Source organism: Pseudomonas sp. WMBT8 (assembly GCF_050916005.1).
GTDB lineage: Bacteria > Pseudomonadota > Gammaproteobacteria > Pseudomonadales > Pseudomonadaceae > Aquipseudomonas.
Genome location: NZ_CP188096.1, coordinates 2,745,694 through 2,765,760, shown reverse-complemented (window position 1 = coordinate 2,765,760; position 20,067 = coordinate 2,745,694). Strand labels below are relative to the sequence as shown.

Annotated in this window: 19 protein-coding genes and 1 pseudogene; 7 read left to right on the top strand and 13 right to left on the bottom strand. The window is 64.5% G+C overall.

Annotation, left to right across the window (positions count from 1 at the left end; genetic code table 11):
- The first annotated feature begins 4 nt into the window (after window positions 1-4).
- Window positions 5-1,012, top strand: a complete 1,008-nt coding sequence (locus ACO77H_RS13010) for an NAD(P)-dependent alcohol dehydrogenase (protein ID WP_169955276.1) — start codon at window positions 5-7, stop codon at window positions 1,010-1,012.
- Between the two features lie 31 nt (window positions 1,013-1,043).
- Entirely contained in the window at window positions 1,044-1,664 is a 621-nt protein-coding gene (gene cysC / locus ACO77H_RS13005; RefSeq protein ID WP_172314822.1) for an adenylyl-sulfate kinase, read from the top strand.
- 315 nt (window positions 1,665-1,979) lie between these two features.
- Here the strand turns inward: cysC and ACO77H_RS13000 are convergent, their stop codons facing one another.
- Window positions 1,980-2,858: a LysR family transcriptional regulator gene (locus tag ACO77H_RS13000; RefSeq protein WP_170041575.1), complete on the bottom strand. Its 879-nt coding sequence runs from the start codon at window positions 2,856-2,858 to the stop codon at window positions 1,980-1,982.
- Between the two features lie 132 nt (window positions 2,859-2,990).
- Here ACO77H_RS13000 and ampC point away from each other — a divergent pair, with 132 nt between their 5' ends.
- A complete protein-coding gene (gene ampC, locus ACO77H_RS12995; protein ID WP_432755639.1) occupies window positions 2,991-4,133 on the top strand; it encodes a class C beta-lactamase in 1,143 nt (380 codons plus the stop codon).
- Between the two features lie 195 nt (window positions 4,134-4,328).
- Here the strand turns inward: ampC and ubiT are convergent, their stop codons facing one another.
- The 7 genes from ubiT to norR all read right to left on the bottom strand — a co-directional run bounded on the left by ubiT (window position 4,329) and on the right by norR (window position 11,014).
- On the bottom strand, window positions 4,329-4,796 hold the full coding sequence (ubiT, locus tag ACO77H_RS12990; RefSeq protein ID WP_169955280.1) for a ubiquinone anaerobic biosynthesis accessory factor UbiT: 468 nt from the start codon (window positions 4,794-4,796) through the stop codon (window positions 4,329-4,331).
- Window positions 4,790-5,680 carry a U32 family peptidase gene (locus ACO77H_RS12985; protein ID WP_169955281.1) on the bottom strand — a complete coding sequence of 297 codons (891 nt, stop codon included), beginning with the start codon at window positions 5,678-5,680 and terminating at the stop codon, window positions 4,790-4,792. Before ACO77H_RS12985 ends, ubiT begins: the two co-directional genes overlap by 7 nt.
- A gap of 10 nt (window positions 5,681-5,690) precedes the next feature.
- On the bottom strand, window positions 5,691-6,686 hold the full coding sequence (gene ubiU / locus ACO77H_RS12980; RefSeq protein WP_076960737.1) for a ubiquinone anaerobic biosynthesis protein UbiU: 996 nt from the start codon (window positions 6,684-6,686) through the stop codon (window positions 5,691-5,693).
- Window positions 6,687-6,869: 183 nt separating this feature from the next.
- The gene (locus ACO77H_RS12975) at window positions 6,870-8,105 is read right to left on the bottom strand and encodes a molybdopterin molybdotransferase MoeA (RefSeq protein WP_169955282.1); all 1,236 of its coding nucleotides are present in this window, start codon (window positions 8,103-8,105) and stop codon (window positions 6,870-6,872) included.
- Window positions 8,102-8,656, bottom strand: a complete 555-nt coding sequence (gene moaB, locus ACO77H_RS12970; RefSeq protein WP_169955283.1) for a molybdenum cofactor biosynthesis protein B — start codon at window positions 8,654-8,656, stop codon at window positions 8,102-8,104. Before moaB ends, ACO77H_RS12975 begins: the two co-directional genes overlap by 4 nt.
- A gap of 92 nt (window positions 8,657-8,748) precedes the next feature.
- Complete coding sequence (pdxH, locus tag ACO77H_RS12965; protein ID WP_432755638.1) at window positions 8,749-9,396, bottom strand: pyridoxamine 5'-phosphate oxidase; 648 nt, start codon at window positions 9,394-9,396, stop codon at window positions 8,749-8,751.
- Window positions 9,397-9,496: 100 nt separating this feature from the next.
- Complete coding sequence (gene norR, locus ACO77H_RS12960) at window positions 9,497-11,014, bottom strand: nitric oxide reductase transcriptional regulator NorR (RefSeq protein ID WP_169955285.1); 1,518 nt, start codon at window positions 11,012-11,014, stop codon at window positions 9,497-9,499.
- Window positions 11,015-11,192: 178 nt separating this feature from the next.
- Between norR and ACO77H_RS12955 the strand changes: the two are divergent.
- Window positions 11,193-11,642 (top strand): annotated as a pseudogene (locus tag ACO77H_RS12955) (hemerythrin domain-containing protein); the annotation flags it as partial.
- Window positions 11,643-11,682: 40 nt separating this feature from the next.
- Here ACO77H_RS12955 and ACO77H_RS12950 read toward each other — a convergent pair.
- Entirely contained in the window at window positions 11,683-12,114 is a 432-nt protein-coding gene (locus ACO77H_RS12950) for a hypothetical protein (RefSeq protein ID WP_169955287.1), read from the bottom strand.
- A 10-nt stretch (window positions 12,115-12,124) separates the two neighbouring features.
- Window positions 12,125-13,312 (bottom strand): NnrS family protein, encoded by a 1,188-nt coding sequence (locus tag ACO77H_RS12945; RefSeq protein ID WP_170041582.1) that lies wholly within the window; start codon window positions 13,310-13,312, stop codon window positions 12,125-12,127.
- 513 nt (window positions 13,313-13,825) lie between these two features.
- Between ACO77H_RS12945 and ACO77H_RS12940 the strand changes: the two genes are divergently transcribed.
- Window positions 13,826-14,527, top strand: coding sequence for a Crp/Fnr family transcriptional regulator (locus tag ACO77H_RS12940; protein ID WP_170041583.1), 702 nt, complete (start codon window positions 13,826-13,828; stop codon window positions 14,525-14,527).
- On the top strand, window positions 14,524-14,724 hold the full coding sequence (locus ACO77H_RS12935; RefSeq protein ID WP_170058035.1) for a protein DnrP: 201 nt from the start codon (window positions 14,524-14,526) through the stop codon (window positions 14,722-14,724). The genes ACO77H_RS12940 and ACO77H_RS12935 overlap by 4 nt, the downstream gene beginning before the upstream one ends.
- Here the strand turns inward: ACO77H_RS12935 and ACO77H_RS12930 are convergent.
- The 3 genes from ACO77H_RS12930 to ACO77H_RS12920 all read right to left on the bottom strand — a co-directional run bounded on the left by ACO77H_RS12930 (window position 14,718) and on the right by ACO77H_RS12920 (window position 18,497).
- A complete protein-coding gene (locus tag ACO77H_RS12930; RefSeq protein ID WP_432755637.1) occupies window positions 14,718-16,559 on the bottom strand; it encodes a nitric oxide reductase activation protein NorD in 1,842 nt (613 codons plus the stop codon). The two genes, ACO77H_RS12935 and ACO77H_RS12930, sit on opposite strands and share 7 nt — an antisense overlap.
- Window positions 16,560-16,631: 72 nt before the next feature.
- Window positions 16,632-18,053 carry a cbb3-type cytochrome c oxidase subunit I gene (locus ACO77H_RS12925; RefSeq protein WP_432755636.1) on the bottom strand — a complete coding sequence of 474 codons (1,422 nt, stop codon included), beginning with the start codon at window positions 18,051-18,053 and terminating at the stop codon, window positions 16,632-16,634.
- Between the two features lie 3 nt (window positions 18,054-18,056).
- Window positions 18,057-18,497 (bottom strand): c-type cytochrome, encoded by a 441-nt coding sequence (locus ACO77H_RS12920; protein ID WP_154842703.1) that lies wholly within the window; start codon window positions 18,495-18,497, stop codon window positions 18,057-18,059.
- A gap of 403 nt (window positions 18,498-18,900) precedes the next feature.
- On the opposite strand from ACO77H_RS12920, the gene ACO77H_RS12915 reads away from it, so the two are divergent.
- Window positions 18,901-20,052: an LLM class flavin-dependent oxidoreductase gene (locus ACO77H_RS12915; protein WP_169955292.1), complete on the top strand. Its 1,152-nt coding sequence runs from the start codon at window positions 18,901-18,903 to the stop codon at window positions 20,050-20,052.
- The last annotated feature ends 15 nt before the right edge of the window (window positions 20,053-20,067 follow it).

The following is a 20,067-nucleotide window of genomic DNA, read 5'->3' as shown; positions in this document are numbered from 1 at the left end:
CCCCATGACACGCACCACCCACGGCTGGGCCGCCTATGGCCCGGGCTCGCCACTGGAACCTTTCACCTACCCGCGCCCGGACCCGGGGGCCAACGACGTGGAAATCCAAGTGACCCATTGCGGCGCCTGCACCAGTGACCTGCACCTGATTGAAGGCCATTGGGGCGAAGCCTCCCAATACCCTCAAGTGTGCGGCCACGAGGTCGTGGGGCGGGTGGTGCGTTGCGGCTCGGCGGTCACCCACCTGGCTGCCGGCCAGCGCGTTGGCGTGGGCTGGTACAAGGGCGCCTGCCTGGCGTGCGAATGGTGCCTCAAGGGCGAGGAGCAACACTGTGCGGCGGTGGTGGCGACCTGCGCCGATGGGCAAAAAGGCGGGTTTGCCGACTTCATGACCTGCGACAGCCGGTTCGTGTTCCCGATCCCCGACAACCTGCCCTCCCATGTGGCTGCGCCGTTGTTCTGCGCCGGGCAGACCGTGTTCACCGCGCTGCTGCGCGGCACCCGCCCGGGCATGCGCGTGGGGGTGCTGGGCATCGGTGGGCTCGGCCACCTGGCCATCCAGTTTGCGGCCAAGTTCGGCTGCACCGTCACCGCACTGTCGAGTTCCACCAGCAAAAAAACCCAGGCCTTGCAGTTGGGGGCCCGTCATTTCCACGGCCTGGACCCGGCCACCTTGCAGGCCCAGGAAAACACCCTGGACTTCCTGCTGGTCACCGCCTCCAACGACCAGGACTGGGAGCGCGCCATCGCCCTGCTGCGCCCCCACGGCACCCTGTGCTTTGCCGGGATGCCCGGCCCGGTCACGCTGGATATTGCGGCCATGACCTACAAGACCCTGACCGTCAGCACCGCCAATGTCGGCGGGCGCCACGACATGCTCAAGATGCTGGAATTTGCCAGCGAACATCATGTGTGGCCCCTGGTAGATATTTTTCCCACGGCGCAGATCAACCAGGCCCTCGACGCCCTACGCAACAACACCGTGCGCTACCGCGCGGTGATCGAGTTTTGACTGGCGTGCGCGCCCCCAGGAGATGCCCCTGATGCCTCCCTTCGCTCGCCCCCGGGAAACCCCGGACCTGGTGCCCCACCCGTTCGATGTCGAGCGCCAGGCCCAATGCAACCTTAAAGGGCATCGCTCATTGCTGTTGTGGTTCACCGGGATGTCGGGCGCCGGCAAGTCCTGTATTGCCAATTGCGTGCAGGCCAGCCTGCACGCGAAACAGCTGCACACCTGCCTGCTCGACGGCGACCGCCTGCGCCAGGGCTTGACCGCCGACCTGGGCTTTGCCGACAGCGACCGCAAGGAAAACATCCGACGCACCGCCGAGGTCGGCAAGTTGATGGTGGATGCCGGGGTCATCACCCTGGTGTGCCTGATCTCGCCCTTCGAGCAGGAAAGACGCATGGCCAGGGCGCTGTTCGCCCCTGGCGACTTTATTGAAATCTTCATCGACGCGCCGCTGCCGGTCCTCGAACAGCGCGACCCCAAGGGCCTTTATGCCAAGGCCCGCAAAGGCTTGATCAAGCACTTCACCGGCATTGACTCACCTTACGAGCGCCCGGTAGCCCCCGACATCGTGATTGACAGCGCCAACACCTCGATCGAACACGCCGCCCACACCATCGAGACGTTTGTCCTGCGCCAACGGCTGTGGACTTGACCCACCAATGGCCACCCCTGCCAACTGAGGCGTATTGACCCTCGCCTGGTGTTTGAGACCGGTCTTATGGTCGCCGTGGCCATGGTCACGATGAACCGCGCCAACTGGCGTAACTCGCGAAAGAAAAACACCACCATGACACTTTACGCACCGCAAATAGAGGTCAGTTGATTGGGGGCGCAATAGGAGTTAGAAGGGTCGGGGCAACCCCTAGGACTTGTCTCAGTCCGGCCCAAGGGCCGGCTTGAATCGACGAACGGCCCCCCCCAGTGCAGGAGCTGGCTTGCCAGCGATGGCGTCCGGCACGCCAGGTACCTACAGGCCCGTCACCTGCTCCAACAACCATTGCTTGAACGCCTGCATCGCCGGGGTTTCGGCGCGTGATTGCAGGCGCGTCAGCCAGTAGCTACCCGTGGTGATGCCCACGTCGAACGGCTGGCGGATCACGTCCTGGGCCAACTGGCGGGAGAACATCAGTGCCGGCGCCAGGGCCACGCCATTGCCCTGCAAGGCCGCTTCCATCATCGCCAGGGACGAGTCGAACACGATGCTGCGCGGCACCAGGGTGTCGGCGGGCAAGCCCGCGGCCTGGAACCACAGGCTCCATTCATCCGCCCGGTAAGAGCGCAACAGCGTGTGCTTCAACACATCGCCCGGGCCTTGCAATTGGCGGGCAATCGCCGGTACGCACAGTACGGTCAGCGGCGCCGCCAGCAACTCACAGGCGTGGGTGCCATGCCACGCGCCGGCGCCGAAGCGGATCGCATAATCCAGGCCTTCAGCCGCCACATCCACGCGGTTGTTGTGGGTCGACAAACGCAGGTCGATAAACGGGTAGCGCGCCTGGAAATCCGCCAGGCGCGGCAGCAACCAGCCCACCGCAAACGTGCCCACCGCGCCCACCGTCAGCACCTCGCGGTAATGCCCGGCCTGGAACTGGCCCAGGGTCTGGGCGATGCGATCGAAGGACTCGCGCAATACCGGCAACAGCGTCTCCCCTTCGCGGGTGAGCATCAGGCCACGGGGCAGACGCTTGAACAGGGTGACGTTGAGTTGGGCCTCCAGGCTCTTGACCTGGTGACTGACCGCCGCCTGGGTCACGCACAACTCGATGGCCGCCCGGGTAAAGCTCAAATGCCTGGCAGAGGCTTCGAACGCGCGCAGTGCGTTAAGGGGTAAATGGGAACGCAACATGGTCTTAACCCAAATTTTTCTAATGACTGGTGCGAGATATCATCGGTTGTCCGGGACCGGCAAACTGCCTATCTTGGCGGCGCCTGCGCAGGCCGTGATTCCCCCGACAATCCTCAAGGAAGCGACCTCATCATGTACCAACACGTGCGCAACGTCACGATTCTCAGCCTCTTGCTCGGCGCCGGCAACTGCCTGGCCGCCACCGACCTGCGCCAGGTGGTGGACGCCACCGTCAAGCCGCTGATGCAGCAGCAGGCAATCCCAGGCCTGGCTGTCGCCATCGTACAGGACGGCAAGGCCCGATACTTTAACTACGGTGTCGCCGCGCAGGACAGCCAGCAGCCCGTCAGCGAAAACACCCTGTTCGAGATTGGCTCGGTCAGCAAGACCTTCACCGCGACCCTGGCCGGCTATGCCCAGGCCACCGGTAAGTTGAAGCTCTCTGCCCCGGCCAGCGACTACTTGCCAGCCTTGCGCGCCAGCCAGTTCGAGCACATCAGCGTACTTGACCTGGGCACCTACACCGCAGGCGGGCTGCCGTTGCAGTTCCCCGGCGAGGCGGACAATGCGCAGCAGATGATCGGCTACTTCCAGCACTGGAAAGCCACTTTCGCCCCCGGCACCCACCGCCAGTATTCCAACCCCAGCCTGGGCCTGTTCGGCTATCTGGCGGCGCAGAGCCTGCAGCAACCGTTCGACGTGGCGATGGAACAGACCCTGCTGCCCAAGCTCGGCCTCAAGCACACCTATCTCAAGGTGCCCAAACCCCAGATGGGCTTGTATGCCCAGGGCTACGACAAGGCCGGCAAGCCGGTGCGCGTCAGCCCCGGAGCGTTGGACAGCGAAGCCTATGGGGTGAAGACCAGCCCGGCAGACCTGGCCCGCTACATGGCGCTGAACATGGACCCGACATCGCTGGAGCAGCCGCTACAACAGGCCATCGCTACCACGCATACCGGTTACTACACCGTGGGCACTACCACCCAGGGCCTTGGTTGGGAGATGTACGCCTACCCGCTGAGTGTTGACGCCTTGGTCGACGGCAATTCCACCCCCATGGCCATGGAGCCGCATCCGGTCCACTGGCTGACCCCGGCACAGCCGTTGCGCGCCAATACCCTGGTGAACAAGACCGGCTCGACCGGCGGTTTTGGCGCCTATATCGCTTATGTACCGAGCAGAGGCATCGGCGTGGTGATCCTGGCGAACAAGAACTACCCCAATGCCGAGCGGGTGAAAGCCGCCCACGCGATCCTGCGGGCCATGGAGCAATAGCCCAGCTTTTTTGAACCCGTCATCTTCCCAATGTGGGAGCGGGCTTGCTCGCGAAGACGTCGGCCCAGCAAACATTGATGTTGACTGACACACTGCTTTCGCGAGCAAGCCCGCTCCCACAGGGGATCTGCGCTTGACTGACTGGCATTAGGGCTTGCCCACTCCCACAGGGGCGCAGCTACGTGGGCTTGATCTTCAGGCGGCCAGGCCCTTGCCGGCTCGTTCCAGGTTGCGCCACAACCAGGGCGGCAACACGTCTGGGTCGAGGCTGTCGATCAGATTCTTCAGGCTCAAACCCAGCTCCGTGTCACCCTCGATCACCAACCGCCGGCGGAAGAACAAGGTATCCGGATCCTCCTGGCGGCTGGCCAATAACAGGAACTCGCGCCAGTTGCCGCTGATGGTCACCTGGGCCTGGGCCTGTTCGGCGATGCGCAGTCCGTCGCGGCCCAGGGTCAAGTACCAGCGCAAGCCCAGGTCGGGAATGCGCAGGCACATCCAGCGCCCGCGCAGCAGTTCAAAACCGCCATCGCGCAAAGGTTCGGCCAGGCAGCGGTTCAGCGCCTGTTGCAAGGCCAGGCGCTGCACCACGAACGGCACCTTGCGCATCAACGGCAGTAAGCGGTCGGCGCCCTTGAGCAGCCATTGCTTGCGATTCAGCACAGTCCCACCTCCTCGACCCGCAACATCCCGGCCTGGCCATGCCAGTAGCCATTGCAGCCTTCGACAAACACCGGCGGCGTGGCGCCCTGGCGGACCCGGTCAAAGGCTTCGACGATGCCCACCATGCCTTGCGCCCGTGGGCTCAGGCGCAGCAGATCGGCGCCGCAACTGATCAGCCCCGGGTAGTCGGCCAGCAGGTTGGTGACCTCCGCCGACAGAGTCTGGATACCATTCAAGGTAAACAGCGCCTGCCCTTCCTGGCTGGTCAAGGCCATGCCATCGGGGTAGTTGAGGCAGCAGAACTGGCAGTCATCCTTGGGCCGATTTTCCGCCCGCGCCGTAAAGCAGCGCGCCGAATAGGCCAGGGGCAGATGCCCATAGGCGAAGACTTCGACTTGCGGCAACGGCCGGCCCAGTTCACGCACCTGCTCCAGCACATCGCCAATCAGCGCCGCCGAACACTCCACCGGCGGCACCCAGCGCATCATCCCGGCATCCAGCAGTTGCACCAAGGCATGGCCGTTATACAGATTCAACGCCGGCCCACCGACAAAGGGCAGCTTGCGCTCGGCGAGCAGTTGCACGGCGCCCATGTCATTGGCCTCGACCAACACCTCGCCGTTGTCACACAGGCGACGCAGGCTCGACAACTCCGAGGCGGCCTCGATCAGGGTCAGGCTCGACAGCACGATTTGCGCATGGCCCGCCGACTGCAATTCGCGGCCCAGGCCCAACCACTGGTCGAGGTTGAACGCGCGGCGCTTGGAGCACACGGTTTCCCCCAGGTAGATCACATCCAGCGGCAGGCTGGCCATCTCGCTGTAGAACTGCCCCAGTTGTTGCTTATCCCAATAAAACAGCACCGGTCCCAGGCTGAGTTTCATGTACGGCTCCTCATTGCCACGAACGATGGTAGGCGCCCAGGGTGGTCTGGCTGCCTTCGGATAGACCGGCCAGCACGCTGCGCCACTGGTCCTTGACCACAAAGCGTTGCGGCGCGCTGCGGTGCGCGTCCAGTGCCGCACGCCAGACCCCGGTGACTTGCTCGACATACGCCGGGCTGCGCTGGCGGCCTTCGATTTTTACCGCTTCGACGCCCATGGCGATCAACTCGGGGATCAAGTCCAGGGTGTCGAGGCTGGTGGGTTCTTCGAGGGCATGGAAGCGCTTGCCATCGACCATGAAACGGCCCTTGCACAGGGTCGGGTAGCCCGCCGGTTCGTCCGGTGTGTAGCGGTCGATCAGCACTTCGCTCAGGCGCGCGCTCAGGCCGTCGGCATCTTCGCTCCAGCGCACCGCCTTGGCCGGCGAGCACACGCCGCACAGGTTCGGTGACTCACCGGTGATATACGAAGACAGGTGGCAACGGCCCTCGGCCATGATGCACAGGCTGCCGAAACCGAAGACTTCGATGGGCACCGAACTGCTGGCGGCTACGTGTTTGACCTGGGCCAGCGACAGCACCCGGGGCAACACCGCGCGGCGGATGCCATAGCGCTCGGCGTAGAACTGCAACGCCGCCGCATGGGTCGCCGAACCCTGCACCGACAGATGCAAGGCCATCTGCGGATGGCGGCTGCTGGCGTACTGCAGCACCCCCGGATCGCCGGCAATCAGGGCATCCACGCCATGGTCGGCAGCACGGTCCACCGCCCGTTGCCAGCGCTCCCAGCCCTTGGGCTGCGGGTAGGTGTTGACCGCCACATACAGCTTGCGCTGGTGCTGGCGGATGTGGGCGACGGCGCCGTCGAACTGCTTGTCGTCCATGTTCAGCCCGGCAAAATGCCGGGCGTTGGTGTCATCGCGAAAACCCACATACACCGCATCGGCACCTTGGCGCACGGCGGCTTTAAGCGCAGGCAGATTGCCTGCCGGGCAGACCAGTTGCATGGTTGATCCTCATCAGAAAATTCATCATCAACACCGCATATCCCTTGTGGGAGCGGGCTTGTGTGGGAGCGGGCTTGCTCGCGATTACGGTGTGTCAGGCAATTTAAATGTTGACTGATCCACCGCTATCGCGAGCAAGCCCGCTCCCACATTGACCATCACCACCATCGGCACCGCCGGCAGTTATTGCATCAGTTCGGCAAAAGACACGAACCGCACCAGCCCGCCCTTCTCCACCAACTGCTCACGCTCCACAATCGCCAGGCCATCGGCCCAGCACGCTGCGCTGAGCATCGCCGAGCTTTGCCGGGGGTGCAGCGTGACCCGCGCCTGGCCGTCGATGCCCGGGGTCAGGCGTGCACGCAGGTATTGGCGGCGGCGGTTGCGCTGGGCCCAGGTAAAATCGGCGGGCAGCAGCATCGGCACCGGGGTGACGTCAGTCACACCCTGGGCGCGCAACAGGAACGGGCGCACCACCACCAACGCGGTAATCAGTGCCGCCGAAGGGTTGCCGGGCAAGCCGATCCACGGTTTGCCGGCCACATCGCCAAAGGCCAGGGGTTTGCCCGGCTGGATTGCCAGGCGCCAGAAATCAACGCGCCCCAGCTCCTTGATCGCCTGCTTGAGGTGATCTTCCTCGCCCACCGACACCCCGCCAGACGTCAGCAGCAAGTCGCATTCCGAGGACGCCAGGGTCAACGCATCGCGGCTGACGGCCAGTTCGTCGGCCATCACCCCATAGTCATGTACCTCCACGCCCCAGCCTTGCAGCAGCGCGGCCAGGCAATGGCGATTGCTGTTGTAGATTTGCCCCGGCGCCAGATGATCGCCCGGCTCGCGCAGTTCATCACCACTGCTCAACAGGCACACCCGCAACGGCCGATAGACCTTGACCTGGGCCAGCCCGGCCGCCGCCAGCAGGCCCAGCTCCTGGGCGCGCAGGCGCTTGCCGGCCGGCAGCAGCAAGGCGCCCTGGGTCACTTCTTCACCCTGCTTGCGCACATGCTCGCCCGTGCGCATCGGCGGGCACCAGATGCGTTGGCCGTAGACCCGGCAACGCTCCTGGGGCACCACGGTGTCAGCCCCGGCCGGCAAGGGTGCGCCGGTAAAAATGCGCATGGTCTGCCCACTGCTCAACGCTGTGGCTGCGCCCTCGCCAGCGGCGATGCGCCCGGCCAGGCGCAGGTAGCCGCCCTCGGCCGGCAGGTCGGCGGCGCACAGCGCGTAGCCGTCCATGGCACTGTTGTCCCAGGCCGGCAGGTTGACCGGGGAAAAGATATCGCTGGCCAGCACCCGGCCCAGGGCCTGGGCGGTTTTCACCTGCTGGGTGGACGGTGGAGGGGGTGCCTGGGCCAGCAGGCGTTCGATGGCCTCGTCCACCGGGATCAGTTCGCCGCTTTCACACACCGAGGTGCTCATGACCGCGCCTCGCAGGGTTCCAGCGCTTGCGCGGCCTGGGCCTTGAGGTGCGGGGCGAAGTTGCACGGCCCGGTGCGGCTGTCCAGTTGCCCCAAGAGGATCTTGTCCCAGCCCGTGCGGCAGGCGCCGGGCGAGCCGGGCATGCAGCACACCAGCACGCCGTTGCTCATGCCGGCCAGGGCACGCGATTGCAGGGTCGACATGCCGATCTCTTGCAGGGACACCTGGCGAAACAGCTCGCCAAAGCCTTCGACATGCTTGTCCAGCAATGGCAGCACCGCTTGCGGGGTGTTGTCGCGCGCGGTAAAGCCGGTGCCGCCGGTGGTGAGGATCACTTGCACCTGGGGATCGGCAATCCATTGCGAAATCCGCGCGCGGATCTGGTAGATGTCGTCCACCACCAGGGCCCGGTCGATCAGCGCATGCCCGGCCCCTTGCACGCGGTCGCACAGGGTTTGCCCGGAGGTGTCGTTGTCAAAGTTGCGGGTATCGCTGATGGTCAATACGGCGATATTCAGTGAGACAAAATTGCGTTGAGTCAGATGTGCCATGGTGAAAATCCCGGGATAAATGAGCAATGGCCCCAGCCTGCACCGCAAAGGCCGGCGGGCCTATTCCTCCGAGGAGGTACCTCTAGGCGGATTCAGGGGGCCAGGCGGCTGCGCTGCCAGGTGCCGTCGTGCCGGCGATAGTCGAGGCGGTCGTGCAGGCGGTCGGGGCGGCCTTGCCAGAACTCCACGCGCTCGGGTTGCAGGCAATAGCCGCCCCACTCTGCCGGGCGCGGCGGTGATTGCCCGGCAAAGCGTTGGGTGACATCACGCAGGTGCCCTTCCAGCTCGGCGCGATGGGCCAGGGGCTGGCTTTGCGGCGACGCCCAGGCGCCGATCTGGCTGGCCAGCGGCCGCGAGTGGAAATACTCGTCGGACAGCTGTGGCGCCAGGCGTGCGACCGTGCCTTCGATGCGTACCTGGCGCTCCAGGCCGGGCCAGAAAAAGGTCATGGCCGCGCTGGGGTTGCTCGCCAGTTCCTGGCCCTTGGCGCTCTGGTAGTGGCCGAAAAAGGTAAAGCCCTCGGCACCAAAGCCCTTGAGCAAGAGGATCCGGCAATGGGCGCGGCCCTGGGCATCGACCGTGGCCAGGGCCATGCTGTTGGCCTCCACCGGCGCCACTTCGGTCTTGCGCGCCTGCTCCAGCCACTGGCCGAACAACACGAGGGGATCGTCCTGTACCAGGTCATCCCGCAAACCGTACAGGGTGTAATTGCGGCGCATCTGTGCCAGGGAAAGGGGCATGGGGCGAACCTCCGGTCAATTCGCCACAGTCTGATCAGCCGACGCCCTGCGCACCTTGATCGCGATCAACTGCGCGCCGCGGCATGGGGTCGCAGCCCGGCTACTTGAGCCCCAGGCGCCGCGCCAGTTTGTGCAGGTTGCTGGAGTCCAGGCCGAGCATGCGCGCAGCGCTGGCCCAGTTATCGCCAGACAGGCTCAACGCCTGGCGCACCTTCTGGCGCTGGCAGTCGTCCACCGCATCGCTCAAGGTCTGGAATGCCGGCGCCGGCACTTCAGGCACAGGGGCCTGGGCCAAGGTGGCGCTGTCGAGATCCAGCAGCTCGGCTTCCAGGGTCATGATCTGGTTGCGATTGCCGCCACGGCTCAACTGCTTGAGGGCAGCGCGGCTGATCACGTGTTCCAGCTCGCGCACATTGCCCGGCCAGGCATAACCAAGCAGGCTCTGCTCGGCTGCCGGTGACAGGCGCAAGCCGCGCAGGCCCAGGCGCGCGCGGTTGAGCTCCAGGAAGTGCCCGGCCAGCAGCAGCACATCGTGGCCGCGCTCGCGCAATGCCGGGATCGGCACCGGGTACACCGACAGCCGGTGGTACAGGTCGGCGCGAAACAGCCCTTGGCGAATGCTCTCGGGCAGGTGGCGGTTGGTGGCGGCGATGATCCGCACATCCACATGCAACGGCTTGTCGGCGCCCAGGCGCTGGATCTCACCGTTCTGCAAGGTGCGCAGCAGTTTGGCCTGCACACTCAACGGCAACTCGCCCACTTCATCGAGGAACAGCGTGCCGCCGTTGGCCGCGTCAAAACGCCCGGCACGGTCGCTGGTGGCGCCGGAGAACGCGCCTTTGACATGCCCGAACAACTCGCTCTCGGCCAACGACTCCGGCAGCGCCGCGCAGTTGACCTGGATCAGCGGCTTTTTACTGCGCCGCGACAGGCGATGCAGGCGCCGCGCGAACAGCTCCTTGCCGACCCCGGTTTCACCAAGCAGCAACACCGGCAGGTCCGAATCGGCGAGCACATCCAGCTCGTTGAGCAACTGGTGCAGGACCGGGCTCTGGCCGAGGATTTCGCCATCTTCGACCCTGGGCAAACCCGCCAACGGTTCATGGCGTGACAGGCGCAGGCTGCGGTTCTCCTGCTCCAGCCGCGTGACCCGCACCGCAGCCTCGATCTGCAACGTACAGCGCTTGAGTTGCTCGCGGGCATTGGCGTCGAAGGTCCCGGCGTGCAGGGCATCCAGGGTAATCGCGCCCCAGGGCCGGCCTTCGACGAACAGGCTCACGCCCATGCAGTCATGCACCGGCAGCGGTTCGCCGACCTGAGTGTCCAGCAGCCCGTCGTACGGGTCCGGCAGGCGGCTGTCGGGCTCGAACCAGGTCGGCTCGCGGGACGCCATGATCGCCGCCAGTCGTGGATGCTGGGCAATCACAAAACGCCGGCCGAGGGCCTCATGCACCAGCCCCACCGTGGCCACCGGACGCAGGCTGTCGTCGCCATCCAGGCGCAACAGGCCCACGGCGCCGCTATGGAAATATTCGCGCAGGGTCTGCACCAGGCGTTGCAGGCGCACCGCGTTGGGCAATTCGACAATCAGGTCGGCCGACAGACTTTCACGCAACATGGTCATTACTACCCTTGTATGGTCGGTTCTACCGTGCAGCATCAGGGTGATCCTGACCACTACAAAAAATTAAATGCGGTTTTTCAATGGGTTGGCAATGGCACACGGCATGCAATCAGCGGTGTATCTGTTCACTTGATGAGGAAAGCCGATGAACACCATCGCCCCGGACAGCCTGCCCCAGGCGCAACTGATCGAACATTTGCTGGAGCGCTACCACGCTCGCCACCGCGAGCAACTGCCGGAACTGATCCGCCTGGCCAGCCGTGTGGAGCAGGTCCACGGCCATCACCTGGCGTGCCCCAATGGCCTGGCCGACCTGCTGCGGGATATCGAACAGGAATTGGAGGGCCATATGCTCAAGGAGGAACAGGTGCTGTTCCCGATGCTGCAAATGGGCATGGGCCCCCAGGCCGCGCCGCCGATCCAGGTCATGCGCTATGAACATGAACAACACGGCCAGGCCCTGGAGCAGTTGCTGGCGCTGACCCATCGCATCCAGCCGCCCGCTGACGCGTGCAATACCTGGCGTGCCCTGTATCACGGGCTGGAGGTGTTTCATGGGGATTTGCTGGAGCATATTCATCTGGAAAATGACGTGTTGTTTGTTCGTGCGCTAACAGCCTGACCCCTGCCTGTAGGCGCGAGCTTGTTCGCGCCTACAGGACTCAGCGCAGCATCAGCTTGGCCAGGATCACGATCAGCACCATATGCCCAAGGATGCTGCGGCGGATCCACACCGCCCGCAGCGGGCTCAGGCGTTTTTGCGTCAGCCAGTACGCGAGCAACAGGTAATGCCCGATGATGCTCAGCGCCAACACGATCTTCAGGCTCAACATCGCCGAAAACTGGCTGGCCCAGGGCGCGCCCAGCACACCGCGGTAATGCCAGGCCAGGCCGATGCCCGCGCCATACAACAGCACCACCACGCCATGCAGCACCTGCCGCGAACGCCGGGCAATCGCCTGGTCGCTGGTGAACTGCGCCGACCACGCCAGCTCGTCACGAGCGCGGTGCCAGATAACCACCTCAAAGAACAGCGTGCCGATAAAGGCGATGGCCGCCAGCAGATGCACGATCAATAACCACGAATAGAGCATTCCCGTTCTCCTAGCCCGGATGGCCGTCAACCCGCGCACGCCACAGCATTGGGGCATAGCGCCATAGATACACACCCAGGCCCAGGGTCCAGCACAGGCCCGCCAGCCACAACGCGGCATACGGCCAGATCAGCACCAGCAGCACCCGGCTCAGGCAGGCCAGGTTCAATAGGCTGAAGGCCAGGGTCATGCCCTTGGGTGGCGTCAGTGGGCGGCCGGTATGGCCCAGGCTGACCCGCGCGATCATCGCCAGGATCAACCCGCCCATCGCCCCCACCGTCAGCGCATGCACCGCCAGGCTCGGGTTCAGCGGCACGCCGAAATGCCACAGCGCCATGCCCAGGCAAGCCACGGCCAGCCAGGCATAGGCCAGGTGCAGCGACCACAGCAGCGGCACGCGCCACAGGCCTGGGTCGTGCCAGCGCACCAGGCGCAGCAGATGACCGAGCCCCAGCAGGGCAAACACCAGGCCAACCCAAAGGCTGGGCATCAGCGCCACACCGCTGGCATACAGCAGCGCCACCAACGCCGAGCCTGCCAACAGCAGGTAATCCAGCCACGGCCAGGGCTTCACTGCTTCAGTGCGCCCCAGGCCGCGCTGGGTGAAGAACGGAATCACCCGCCCGCCGATCAAGCCCATCATCGCCGCCACCAGCCACAACCCGGTCAACACCGCCTGGCGCTGCCAGCCTTCGTCACCGCGCAGCAGGCCATACAGGGACAGGCCATCGGCCAGGGTCAACAGCAGCAGGACCAGCACAATCGGGTAGTTGCGTTGTTGCCGCACTTTCCACAGGGTCCAGCCCATCAGCCCGGCGACCGCCAGGGGAAAGCTCAGTTCCAGCACAGCCAGCAACGGCCATGGCAGGTTGAACAGCCACGCCAGGCGTGCGCCCAGCCATAACCCGGCCAGCACCGCGAGGGGCGCGCCACTGATGCCGGGGCGGCCGGTCCAGGTCTGCACCGCCGTCAGCAGGAACCCGCCGATAATTGCCAGGGCGAAACCGAACAGCAACTCATGGCGATGCCACGCCAGCCAGCCACCCGCCGGCTGCCAGCCCGCATCGCCGGCCAGGGCCAGCAGCCACAAGGGAATCGCCAGCAGCGCCAACAGGCAGCCACCGAGGAAAAATGGCCGGAAAGCCAGGCGAAACAACGGGGTTATCGACATGGCCTTGCGTCGATCCAGCACGTGCATACCACCACTCCTCAAGTCATTGCCGGCCCGATCATCCGGGATTGCCCGCCCCTGGCCCTTGTCGCAGATCAAGCAGGGCTCCTGGGCGGAGCAATATCCTTGGGGCCGTCGCGCAATCAGTGTTGCAAAGGCCGGGCCGAATTCCCCGGTGCGCCGCCCTACACCTGTAGGAGCTGGCTTGCCTGCGATGCAAACACCTCGGTCTGGTGGGTACACCGCAGCGATGCCATCGCTGGCAAGCCAGCTCCTACAGGAGGTTAGCGTTGCCTAGGAGGGTTTAAATGACCATTAGAGGGTTATTTAAACCCACAAAGGCAGGGTCATTTTGACCATGTAGGCGCTACAGCCCAGGTTTTACACGGCCCGTGCCTTGGCCCAGCTCTTGCTCTAGCCGGTTATCCCTTATTACTGCCCCCACGGAGTCCCCATGAAAAAAGTCATCCAGCCCCTGGCCTGGTTCGTGATTCTCGGTTCGATGATGGCGGCGGCCAGTGGCCTGTCGTTGTGGCTTGTATGATCAGCGACACGCCGAGGGTCCTGCACCGCGTGCATCATCAGATCCTGCGCAGCCATCACCTGTTCGAGCCGCTCAACGAAGAGCAGATGGACGAGCTGATGGCCAGCAGTCAGTTGCTCAGTGTCGACAAGGGCGAGCCGCTGTTCCGCCAGGGCGAGCCGGCCGATGGCTTTTACTTTGTGATTGCCGGCGCGGTGAAGATCTACCGCCTGACCCCGGACGGCCAGGAAAAGGTCTTTGAAGTGATCGGCGAGCGGCAGACCTTCGCCGAGGCGATGATGCTGATGGACACGCCCAACTATGTGGCCTGCGCCGAGGCGGTGTGCCCCACGCAGTTGTATCGCCTGTCCAACGCCACCTATATGCGCCTGCTCCACAGCAACAGCCGCCTGACCTTCGCCCTGCTGGGCAAGTTGTGTGTGCGCCTGCACCAGCGGGTCAACGAGATCGAGACCCTGTCCCTGAAAAACGCCACCCACCGCGTGGTGCGCTACCTGCTGACGCAACTGGTGCGCCTGCACAGCGTCGACAGTTCGTTCGAACTGCCCATGGCCAAGCAGTTGATCGCCGGGCACTTGTCGATCCAGCCGGAGACGTTCTCGCGGATCATTCGCCGGCTGATCGATGAAAAAATCATCACCCAGGACGGTCGGCAGATCGCCATTCTTGATCGCCTGCGCCTGGAGCAATTTGAATGAGCGCAGCGCGAGTCTGCCTGTATTGCCAGCATGCCAACCCGCCACCCCACGCGGCCTGCGAACGCTGCGCCATGCCCCTGCCCGCCTCCACCGCCAGCCTTGAGGCGCGGCGGCTCAAGCGCTTCCAATGGTTCTGCCTGGGGCTGGCGGTGTTCTGCATCACGATGTTCTTCTGGCTGCCCCGGGACTTTTACTGATCTTCGGTCAACTGCCGGTAGAGCTGCGGCAAGCGCAGCGGCAGTTGCTCCGGCTGGCGGATCAGGGTGTAGCCGTGGGCGCCGAACATGTACGGCAGGTACTCCCCGGCCTGTTTATCGATCGTGATGCAGAACGGCACCAGGCCCTGGCGCCGCGCTTCTAGCACGGCCTGGCGGGTGTCCTCCACGCCATAGCGGCCCTCGTACAGGTCCAAGTCATTGGGCTTGCCATCGGTCACAATCAGCAGCAGTTTGCGCCGTTGTCTACAGGCGCCCAGGGTCTGGGTGGCCTGGCGGATGGCGGCGCCCATCCGTGTGTAGTAACCCGGTTTCAGGCCCTGGATGCAGCCGCGGGTGTGGTCGTCGTAGGGCTGCTGGAATGACTTGAGCTGTTGCAGGCGCACCTGCTGGCGACGCAAGGACGAAAAGCCATACAAGGCAAACGCATCGCCCAGGCCCGCCAGGCTTTCGCCAAACAGCAGCAGGCTGTCGCGGATCACGTCGATGACCTTTTGCGTATCGTTCAAATGGGCGTCGGTGGACATCGACAAATCGGCCAGCAGCAAACAGGCCAAGTCGCGCCGGGTGCGGCGCTGCTCCTTGAACAGGCCGCGCTCGGCGCATGCGCCGTGCTGGCGCTCGACATAAAAATCCAGCCACGCCTGCAGGTCCAGTTCCGCGCCCTGGGGCTGTTGGCGCAGCCATTGGCGGTCGGTGCGCAGTTGCTGGAACTGGCGGCGCAAACGCGCGGCCTGGGGCAGCAGGCGAGCCGGCAGCGGCTGGGGCGCGCTGTCGCGGGGTTGCAGCAGTTGCAGGTTGACGAAGTTGTCTTGCAGGCGCTGCTGACGGTAGTCCCACTCTGGCAGCTTGATGCCTGCGCCCAGGGGGATGTCATCGACATCGGCCGGCGGCAAATCCAGGTGCAGCTTGAGCCCGCCGCTCTGGCGCACGCGCTGGCGTGACAGGCTCAACTGGTCGAGGTCTTCGGCGACCCGCGCGGCATCTTCGTCTTCGGAGTCGTCGGCCCAGCGGTCCAGATCGACGTGCTCGGTCCAACTGAACAGGTTTTCCAGGCGCACCACCAACAGGCCACCGTCGCGGCTGTTGTCGTCGACCCGGTTGGCCTGCTTGGGCGCGCCCTGTTGTTCGCCAGGCCGCGTCGTCAGGTCGTCGCCCTCGTCGTCCTGATCTGCGGCCTGTGGGCTGTGCAGGTGCAAGGGTGGATACAGCCACAGCGGCAACGGCCAGGCGGCGCGCTCGCTGCGGGGTAGCTGGCGCACGCTGCCGGGTTCAAGCAGGGCCTTGCGCAAGGCCTTTTCCACGGCGGCTTCGGCGGGGTTGAGGGTAGCGGGATCGGGGCGCAATTGCAGGTGGGCGTCCACCAGGCGCTGATAGCTGGGGAGCATGGCCGGGTAACGCTGCAACAGCAGCCAGGTCCAGCGCTGGTTATCCCGGGCCCAGTGGGTCATCGGCCCGGCATGGGCGGCCAGCAGCGCCAGCCAGCGGTACAGCTCCAGGTTCAGGGCCACCGAGGGAAACACCGCCAGGCTTGCCGGCAGGCGCAGGCGATGGCCGTCGCACGAGGCCAGGGGCGCCTGCCGGCAGGTGCCGGCGATGCGCATCAACAGGTTGCGGCGCAGCAGCAGGTCGCGCTCGCTGGCGGCTTCCACGGCTATCCCATGGGCACCGCCCAGGGCGCGGAACAACAGGGCCAGGCTGCGCTGGCGGTCGACCAGATCGACCCGCGCCTCGGGGAAGTCGGCACTGGCGCGACGGGTGATAAAGCGGTGCCAGACACTGCCGACCCACTCTTCCAACTCAAGGGTAAAGGCCATGTGAAGTGCTCCAGACGTAAAACGGCCCGCAGTACCTGCCGGGCCGCCCTCTTGGGGATTAACGTTGACCGCTCAAGCGGTCACGGGGGTGGCAGAGTCCAAGCCTTTGCCCCGCTGCCGGAAGCTCCACAGGTAGCAGAGCAGGCCCAGCAGGAACACCACGCCACTGGCCAGCCGTGCCCAGAACAGCACCGTCAGGTGGTCCATGGTGGCCATGAACGGCAGCGCCACACCGTCCACTTGCCAGCGTTGCAACCAGACCTGCACGGCACCGGCAGCGGTGAGGAACAGGGTGATCATCACCATCGACAGGACCATCATCCAGAAGCCCCAGATCTCCAGGGTCTGGGAGCGTGCATCCGGTGCTTCACCGATACCGCGCAGGCGGGGCATGGCGTAGCTGATCAAGGTCATGACGATCATGGCGTAGGCGCCGAAGAACGCCAGGTGGCCGTGGGCGGCAGTCAATTGGGTGCCGTGGGTGTAGAAGTTGACCGGTGCCAGGGTGTGCAGGAACCCCCAGACCCCGGCGCCGAAGAACGCGGTGACCGTGGTGCCCTTGGCCCACAACGTGGCCGCCCGGTTCGGGTGCTGGCGCCGGCGCTGTTTGACCATGGTGAAGGCGAACATCACCATCGCCAGGAACGGCAGCGGCTCCAGGGCCGAGAAGATCGAGCCGACCCACAACCACACCTCGGGCGCACCGATCCAGAAGAAGTGGTGACCGGTGCCGATGATCCCGGTGATCAGGGCCATGGCGATGATCACGTACAGCCATTTTTCCACGACCTCGCGGTCGACGCCGGTGACCTTGATCAGCACAAAGGCGAGCATCGAGCCCATGATCAGCTCCCACACGCCTTCAACCCAAAGATGCACCACCCACCACCAGTAGAACTTGTCCCGCGCCAGGTTGCCGGGGTTGTAGAACGAGAACAGGAAGAACACCGCCAGGCCGATCAGCCCGGTCATCATCACCATGCTCACCGTGGTCTTGCGGCCCTTGAGCAGGGTCATGCCGATGTTGTAGAGAAAGCCCAGGCACACGACCACGATGCCCATCTTGGTGATGGTCGGCTGCTCCAGGAACTCCCGGCCCATGGTTGGCAGCAACTCGTTGTGGGTCAGCTTGGCCAGGGCCGCATAGGGCACCAGCAAGTAGCCGAGGATGGTCAGCACGCCGGCGGCGGCGAACACCCAGAACAGCAGGATTGCCAGCTTGGGGCTGTGCAACTCGCGGTCGGCCTCTTCCGGCACCAGGTAATAGGCGGCGCCCATGAACCCGAACAGCAGCCAGACGATCAGCAGGTTGGTGTGGACCATGCGGGCCACGTTGAAGGGGATCAACGGGAACAGAAAGTCGCCGACCACGTATTGCAGGCCCATGATCAAACCGAACAGCACCTGGCCCAGGAACAGGATCAGGGCGAATACAAAGTAGGGTTTGGCCACGGCCTGGGATTGGAATTTCAGATATGGATTGACGGTACGCATCCCTTAGCCCTCCTTGTTTGGCGGCCAGCCATTGGTGTTGATCTTCGAGCTCCATTTGAGGAACTCGGCCATATCGTCCACCTCCTGGTCGCTGAGGTTGAATTGCGGCATCGCACGCCGGCCGGGAACGCCCAAGGGTTGCATCTTCATCCAGGCGTGCAGGAATGGCTTGAACGCTTCCTCGCCGCCGCGGCGGTTGAACACATTGCCCAACTCCGGCGCAAAGTACGCACCCTCGCCCAGCAGGGTGTGGCAGCCGACGCAGTTGTTGCGCTCCCAGACGCCCTTGCCGCGTACCACCGATTCGGTGAGTTGGTCCTGGTTACTGCGCGAGGGAAAGGTTTGTTCGGTGTGGTAGGTCAGGGCCAGGAATATCAGGAAGAAGAACACGCTTCCTCCGAAGTAGATATTCCTGGCCATGCCCTTGGTGAAGGTCTCTGACATGGTCGCTTCCTCATTGCTTGGCAGGGGCCATGATAGAAAGCTGGGGGGTAAAAGCTGCTTGATGGCGATCAAGAAATGCCGATGGTTTTGGTCGGGTATTGATTGTCGAGACGTACGTGCCCCTGTAGGAGCCGGCTTGCCGGCGATGGCGGCGGCCCAGTCAATACCTGTGTCGACTGATACACCGCCATCGCTGGCAAGCCAGCGCCGACAAAAGTTTTGTGCTGCCCGCTGAACAGCCACTGCTGCTCAGGTGTTGCTACAGACGCAATCCCCACATCGCTCCTGCCCCCCATCCGCAGGCATCCCCCCGCCCGCAGGGGCCGCAGCCGCCATGGCATGGCCGTTGCACTCGCTGCTGCAACAGGTCCTCGCACCTTGCATGACTGAATCAGGAGCACCCATGAGCACTGAATTTTTCTGGCGCCTGCCGCTGGGCACCGATGGTCCGCAGTTGACCACTGACAAACACAACCGGGGCAATGCGCAATACCGCCCCGGCCATATCGCCCCGGGGCGCTTGCCCAATGGCGAGCCGGACGGTTTCACCTACATCGACTACATCGCCCAGGTGGCCAAGGCCGCCGAGTTGGCCGGCTTCGAAGGGGCATTGCTGCCCACCGGGCCCGAGCCATGGATCGTCGCGGCCGCGCTGGCCCGGGAAACCCGGCGTATCAAGTTCCTGATTGCCTTCCAGGCCACCTGGACCCTGCCCGCCTACGCCGCGCAGCAAGCAGCGATCCTGCAGAACCTGAGCCGGGGCCGCCTGGACTGGAACATCATCACCGGTGGCAACCCGGCCAGTCAGCGGGCCAATGGGGATTTCCTCGAACACGACCTGCGCTACAAACGTACCGGGGAGTTCCTCGACATCATCCAGGGCCTGTGGGAGCAGGAAAAGTTCTCCTATGACGGTGATATCTACCAGTTGGAAAACGGCGCCCTGCCCCCTGGCCTGCACCATGAGCGCAAACCGGGGGTGTACTTTTCCGGGTTCTCCGATGCCGCTCTGGACGTGGCCGCCAGGCATGCCGATGTGTACCTCAATTGGGCCGAGCCCATCGACAAGCTCAAGCCGCATATCGAGCGGGTGCGTGAGTTGGCCGACAAACAGGGGCGCAGCGTGCGCTTCGGCCTGCGGGTCGACCTGTTTGCCCGGGAGACCGAAGAGCTGGCCTGGAAAGACCTGCGCCGCCAGTTCGACAAACTCGAAGGCCAGGGCAGCGTGCTCGCCAAAGGTTTCACCAACGGTTCGGATTCGGTGGGTGCGGCGCGCCAGACGGCCTATCACCAGAATGTCGACCGCTTCGACGACCTGATCATCGGCCCCAACCTGTGGGCCGGGTTTGCCAAGGCCAAGCCGGGGCCCACCGTGGGCCTGGTGGGCAGTCACGAGAACATTGCCGAGCGCCTGGTGGAGTACCGCGACGCCGGGTTCTCGACCTTTATCCTCGCCGGCAACCCGCACCTGGAAGAGGCCCTGCGCATTGGCCAGGAAGTCTTGCCGCTGGTGCATCGACAGGCCGCCACCCAACCTTTGCGCGCCAGCGCCTGACTGCTGCGGGAGACC

Excerpts from the sequence above, each read along its gene's own strand:
- ACO77H_RS12935 (WP_170058035.1), top strand. The coding sequence starts at position 14,524 with ATGAGCGCAGCGCGAGTCTGCCTGTATTGCCAGCATGCCAACCCGCCA.
- cysC (WP_172314822.1), top strand. The coding sequence starts at position 1,044 with ATGCCTCCCTTCGCTCGCCCCCGGGAAACCCCGGACCTGGTGCCCCAC.
- ACO77H_RS12985 (WP_169955281.1), bottom strand. The coding sequence starts at position 5,680 with ATGAAACTCAGCCTGGGACCGGTGCTGTTTTATTGGGATAAGCAACAA.
- ACO77H_RS12950 (WP_169955287.1), bottom strand. The coding sequence starts at position 12,114 with ATGCTCTATTCGTGGTTATTGATCGTGCATCTGCTGGCGGCCATCGCC.
- moaB (WP_169955283.1), bottom strand. The coding sequence starts at position 8,656 with ATGGCACATCTGACTCAACGCAATTTTGTCTCACTGAATATCGCCGTA.
- ACO77H_RS12975 (WP_169955282.1), bottom strand. The coding sequence starts at position 8,105 with ATGAGCACCTCGGTGTGTGAAAGCGGCGAACTGATCCCGGTGGACGAG.
- norR (WP_169955285.1), bottom strand. The coding sequence starts at position 11,014 with ATGTTGCGTGAAAGTCTGTCGGCCGACCTGATTGTCGAATTGCCCAAC.
- ACO77H_RS13010 (WP_169955276.1), top strand. The coding sequence starts at position 5 with ATGACACGCACCACCCACGGCTGGGCCGCCTATGGCCCGGGCTCGCCA.
- ACO77H_RS12930 (WP_432755637.1), bottom strand. The coding sequence starts at position 16,559 with ATGGCCTTTACCCTTGAGTTGGAAGAGTGGGTCGGCAGTGTCTGGCAC.
- ACO77H_RS12915 (WP_169955292.1), top strand. The coding sequence starts at position 18,901 with ATGAGCACTGAATTTTTCTGGCGCCTGCCGCTGGGCACCGATGGTCCG.
- ampC (WP_432755639.1), top strand. The coding sequence starts at position 2,991 with ATGTACCAACACGTGCGCAACGTCACGATTCTCAGCCTCTTGCTCGGC.
- ACO77H_RS12920 (WP_154842703.1), bottom strand. The coding sequence starts at position 18,497 with ATGTCAGAGACCTTCACCAAGGGCATGGCCAGGAATATCTACTTCGGA.
- ACO77H_RS12925 (WP_432755636.1), bottom strand. The coding sequence starts at position 18,053 with ATGCGTACCGTCAATCCATATCTGAAATTCCAATCCCAGGCCGTGGCC.
- ubiU (WP_076960737.1), bottom strand. The coding sequence starts at position 6,686 with ATGCAACTGGTCTGCCCGGCAGGCAATCTGCCTGCGCTTAAAGCCGCC.
- ACO77H_RS12940 (WP_170041583.1), top strand. The coding sequence starts at position 13,826 with ATGATCAGCGACACGCCGAGGGTCCTGCACCGCGTGCATCATCAGATC.
- pdxH (WP_432755638.1), bottom strand. The coding sequence starts at position 9,396 with ATGCCCCTTTCCCTGGCACAGATGCGCCGCAATTACACCCTGTACGGT.
- ACO77H_RS13000 (WP_170041575.1), bottom strand. The coding sequence starts at position 2,858 with ATGTTGCGTTCCCATTTACCCCTTAACGCACTGCGCGCGTTCGAAGCC.
- ACO77H_RS12945 (WP_170041582.1), bottom strand. The coding sequence starts at position 13,312 with ATGCACGTGCTGGATCGACGCAAGGCCATGTCGATAACCCCGTTGTTT.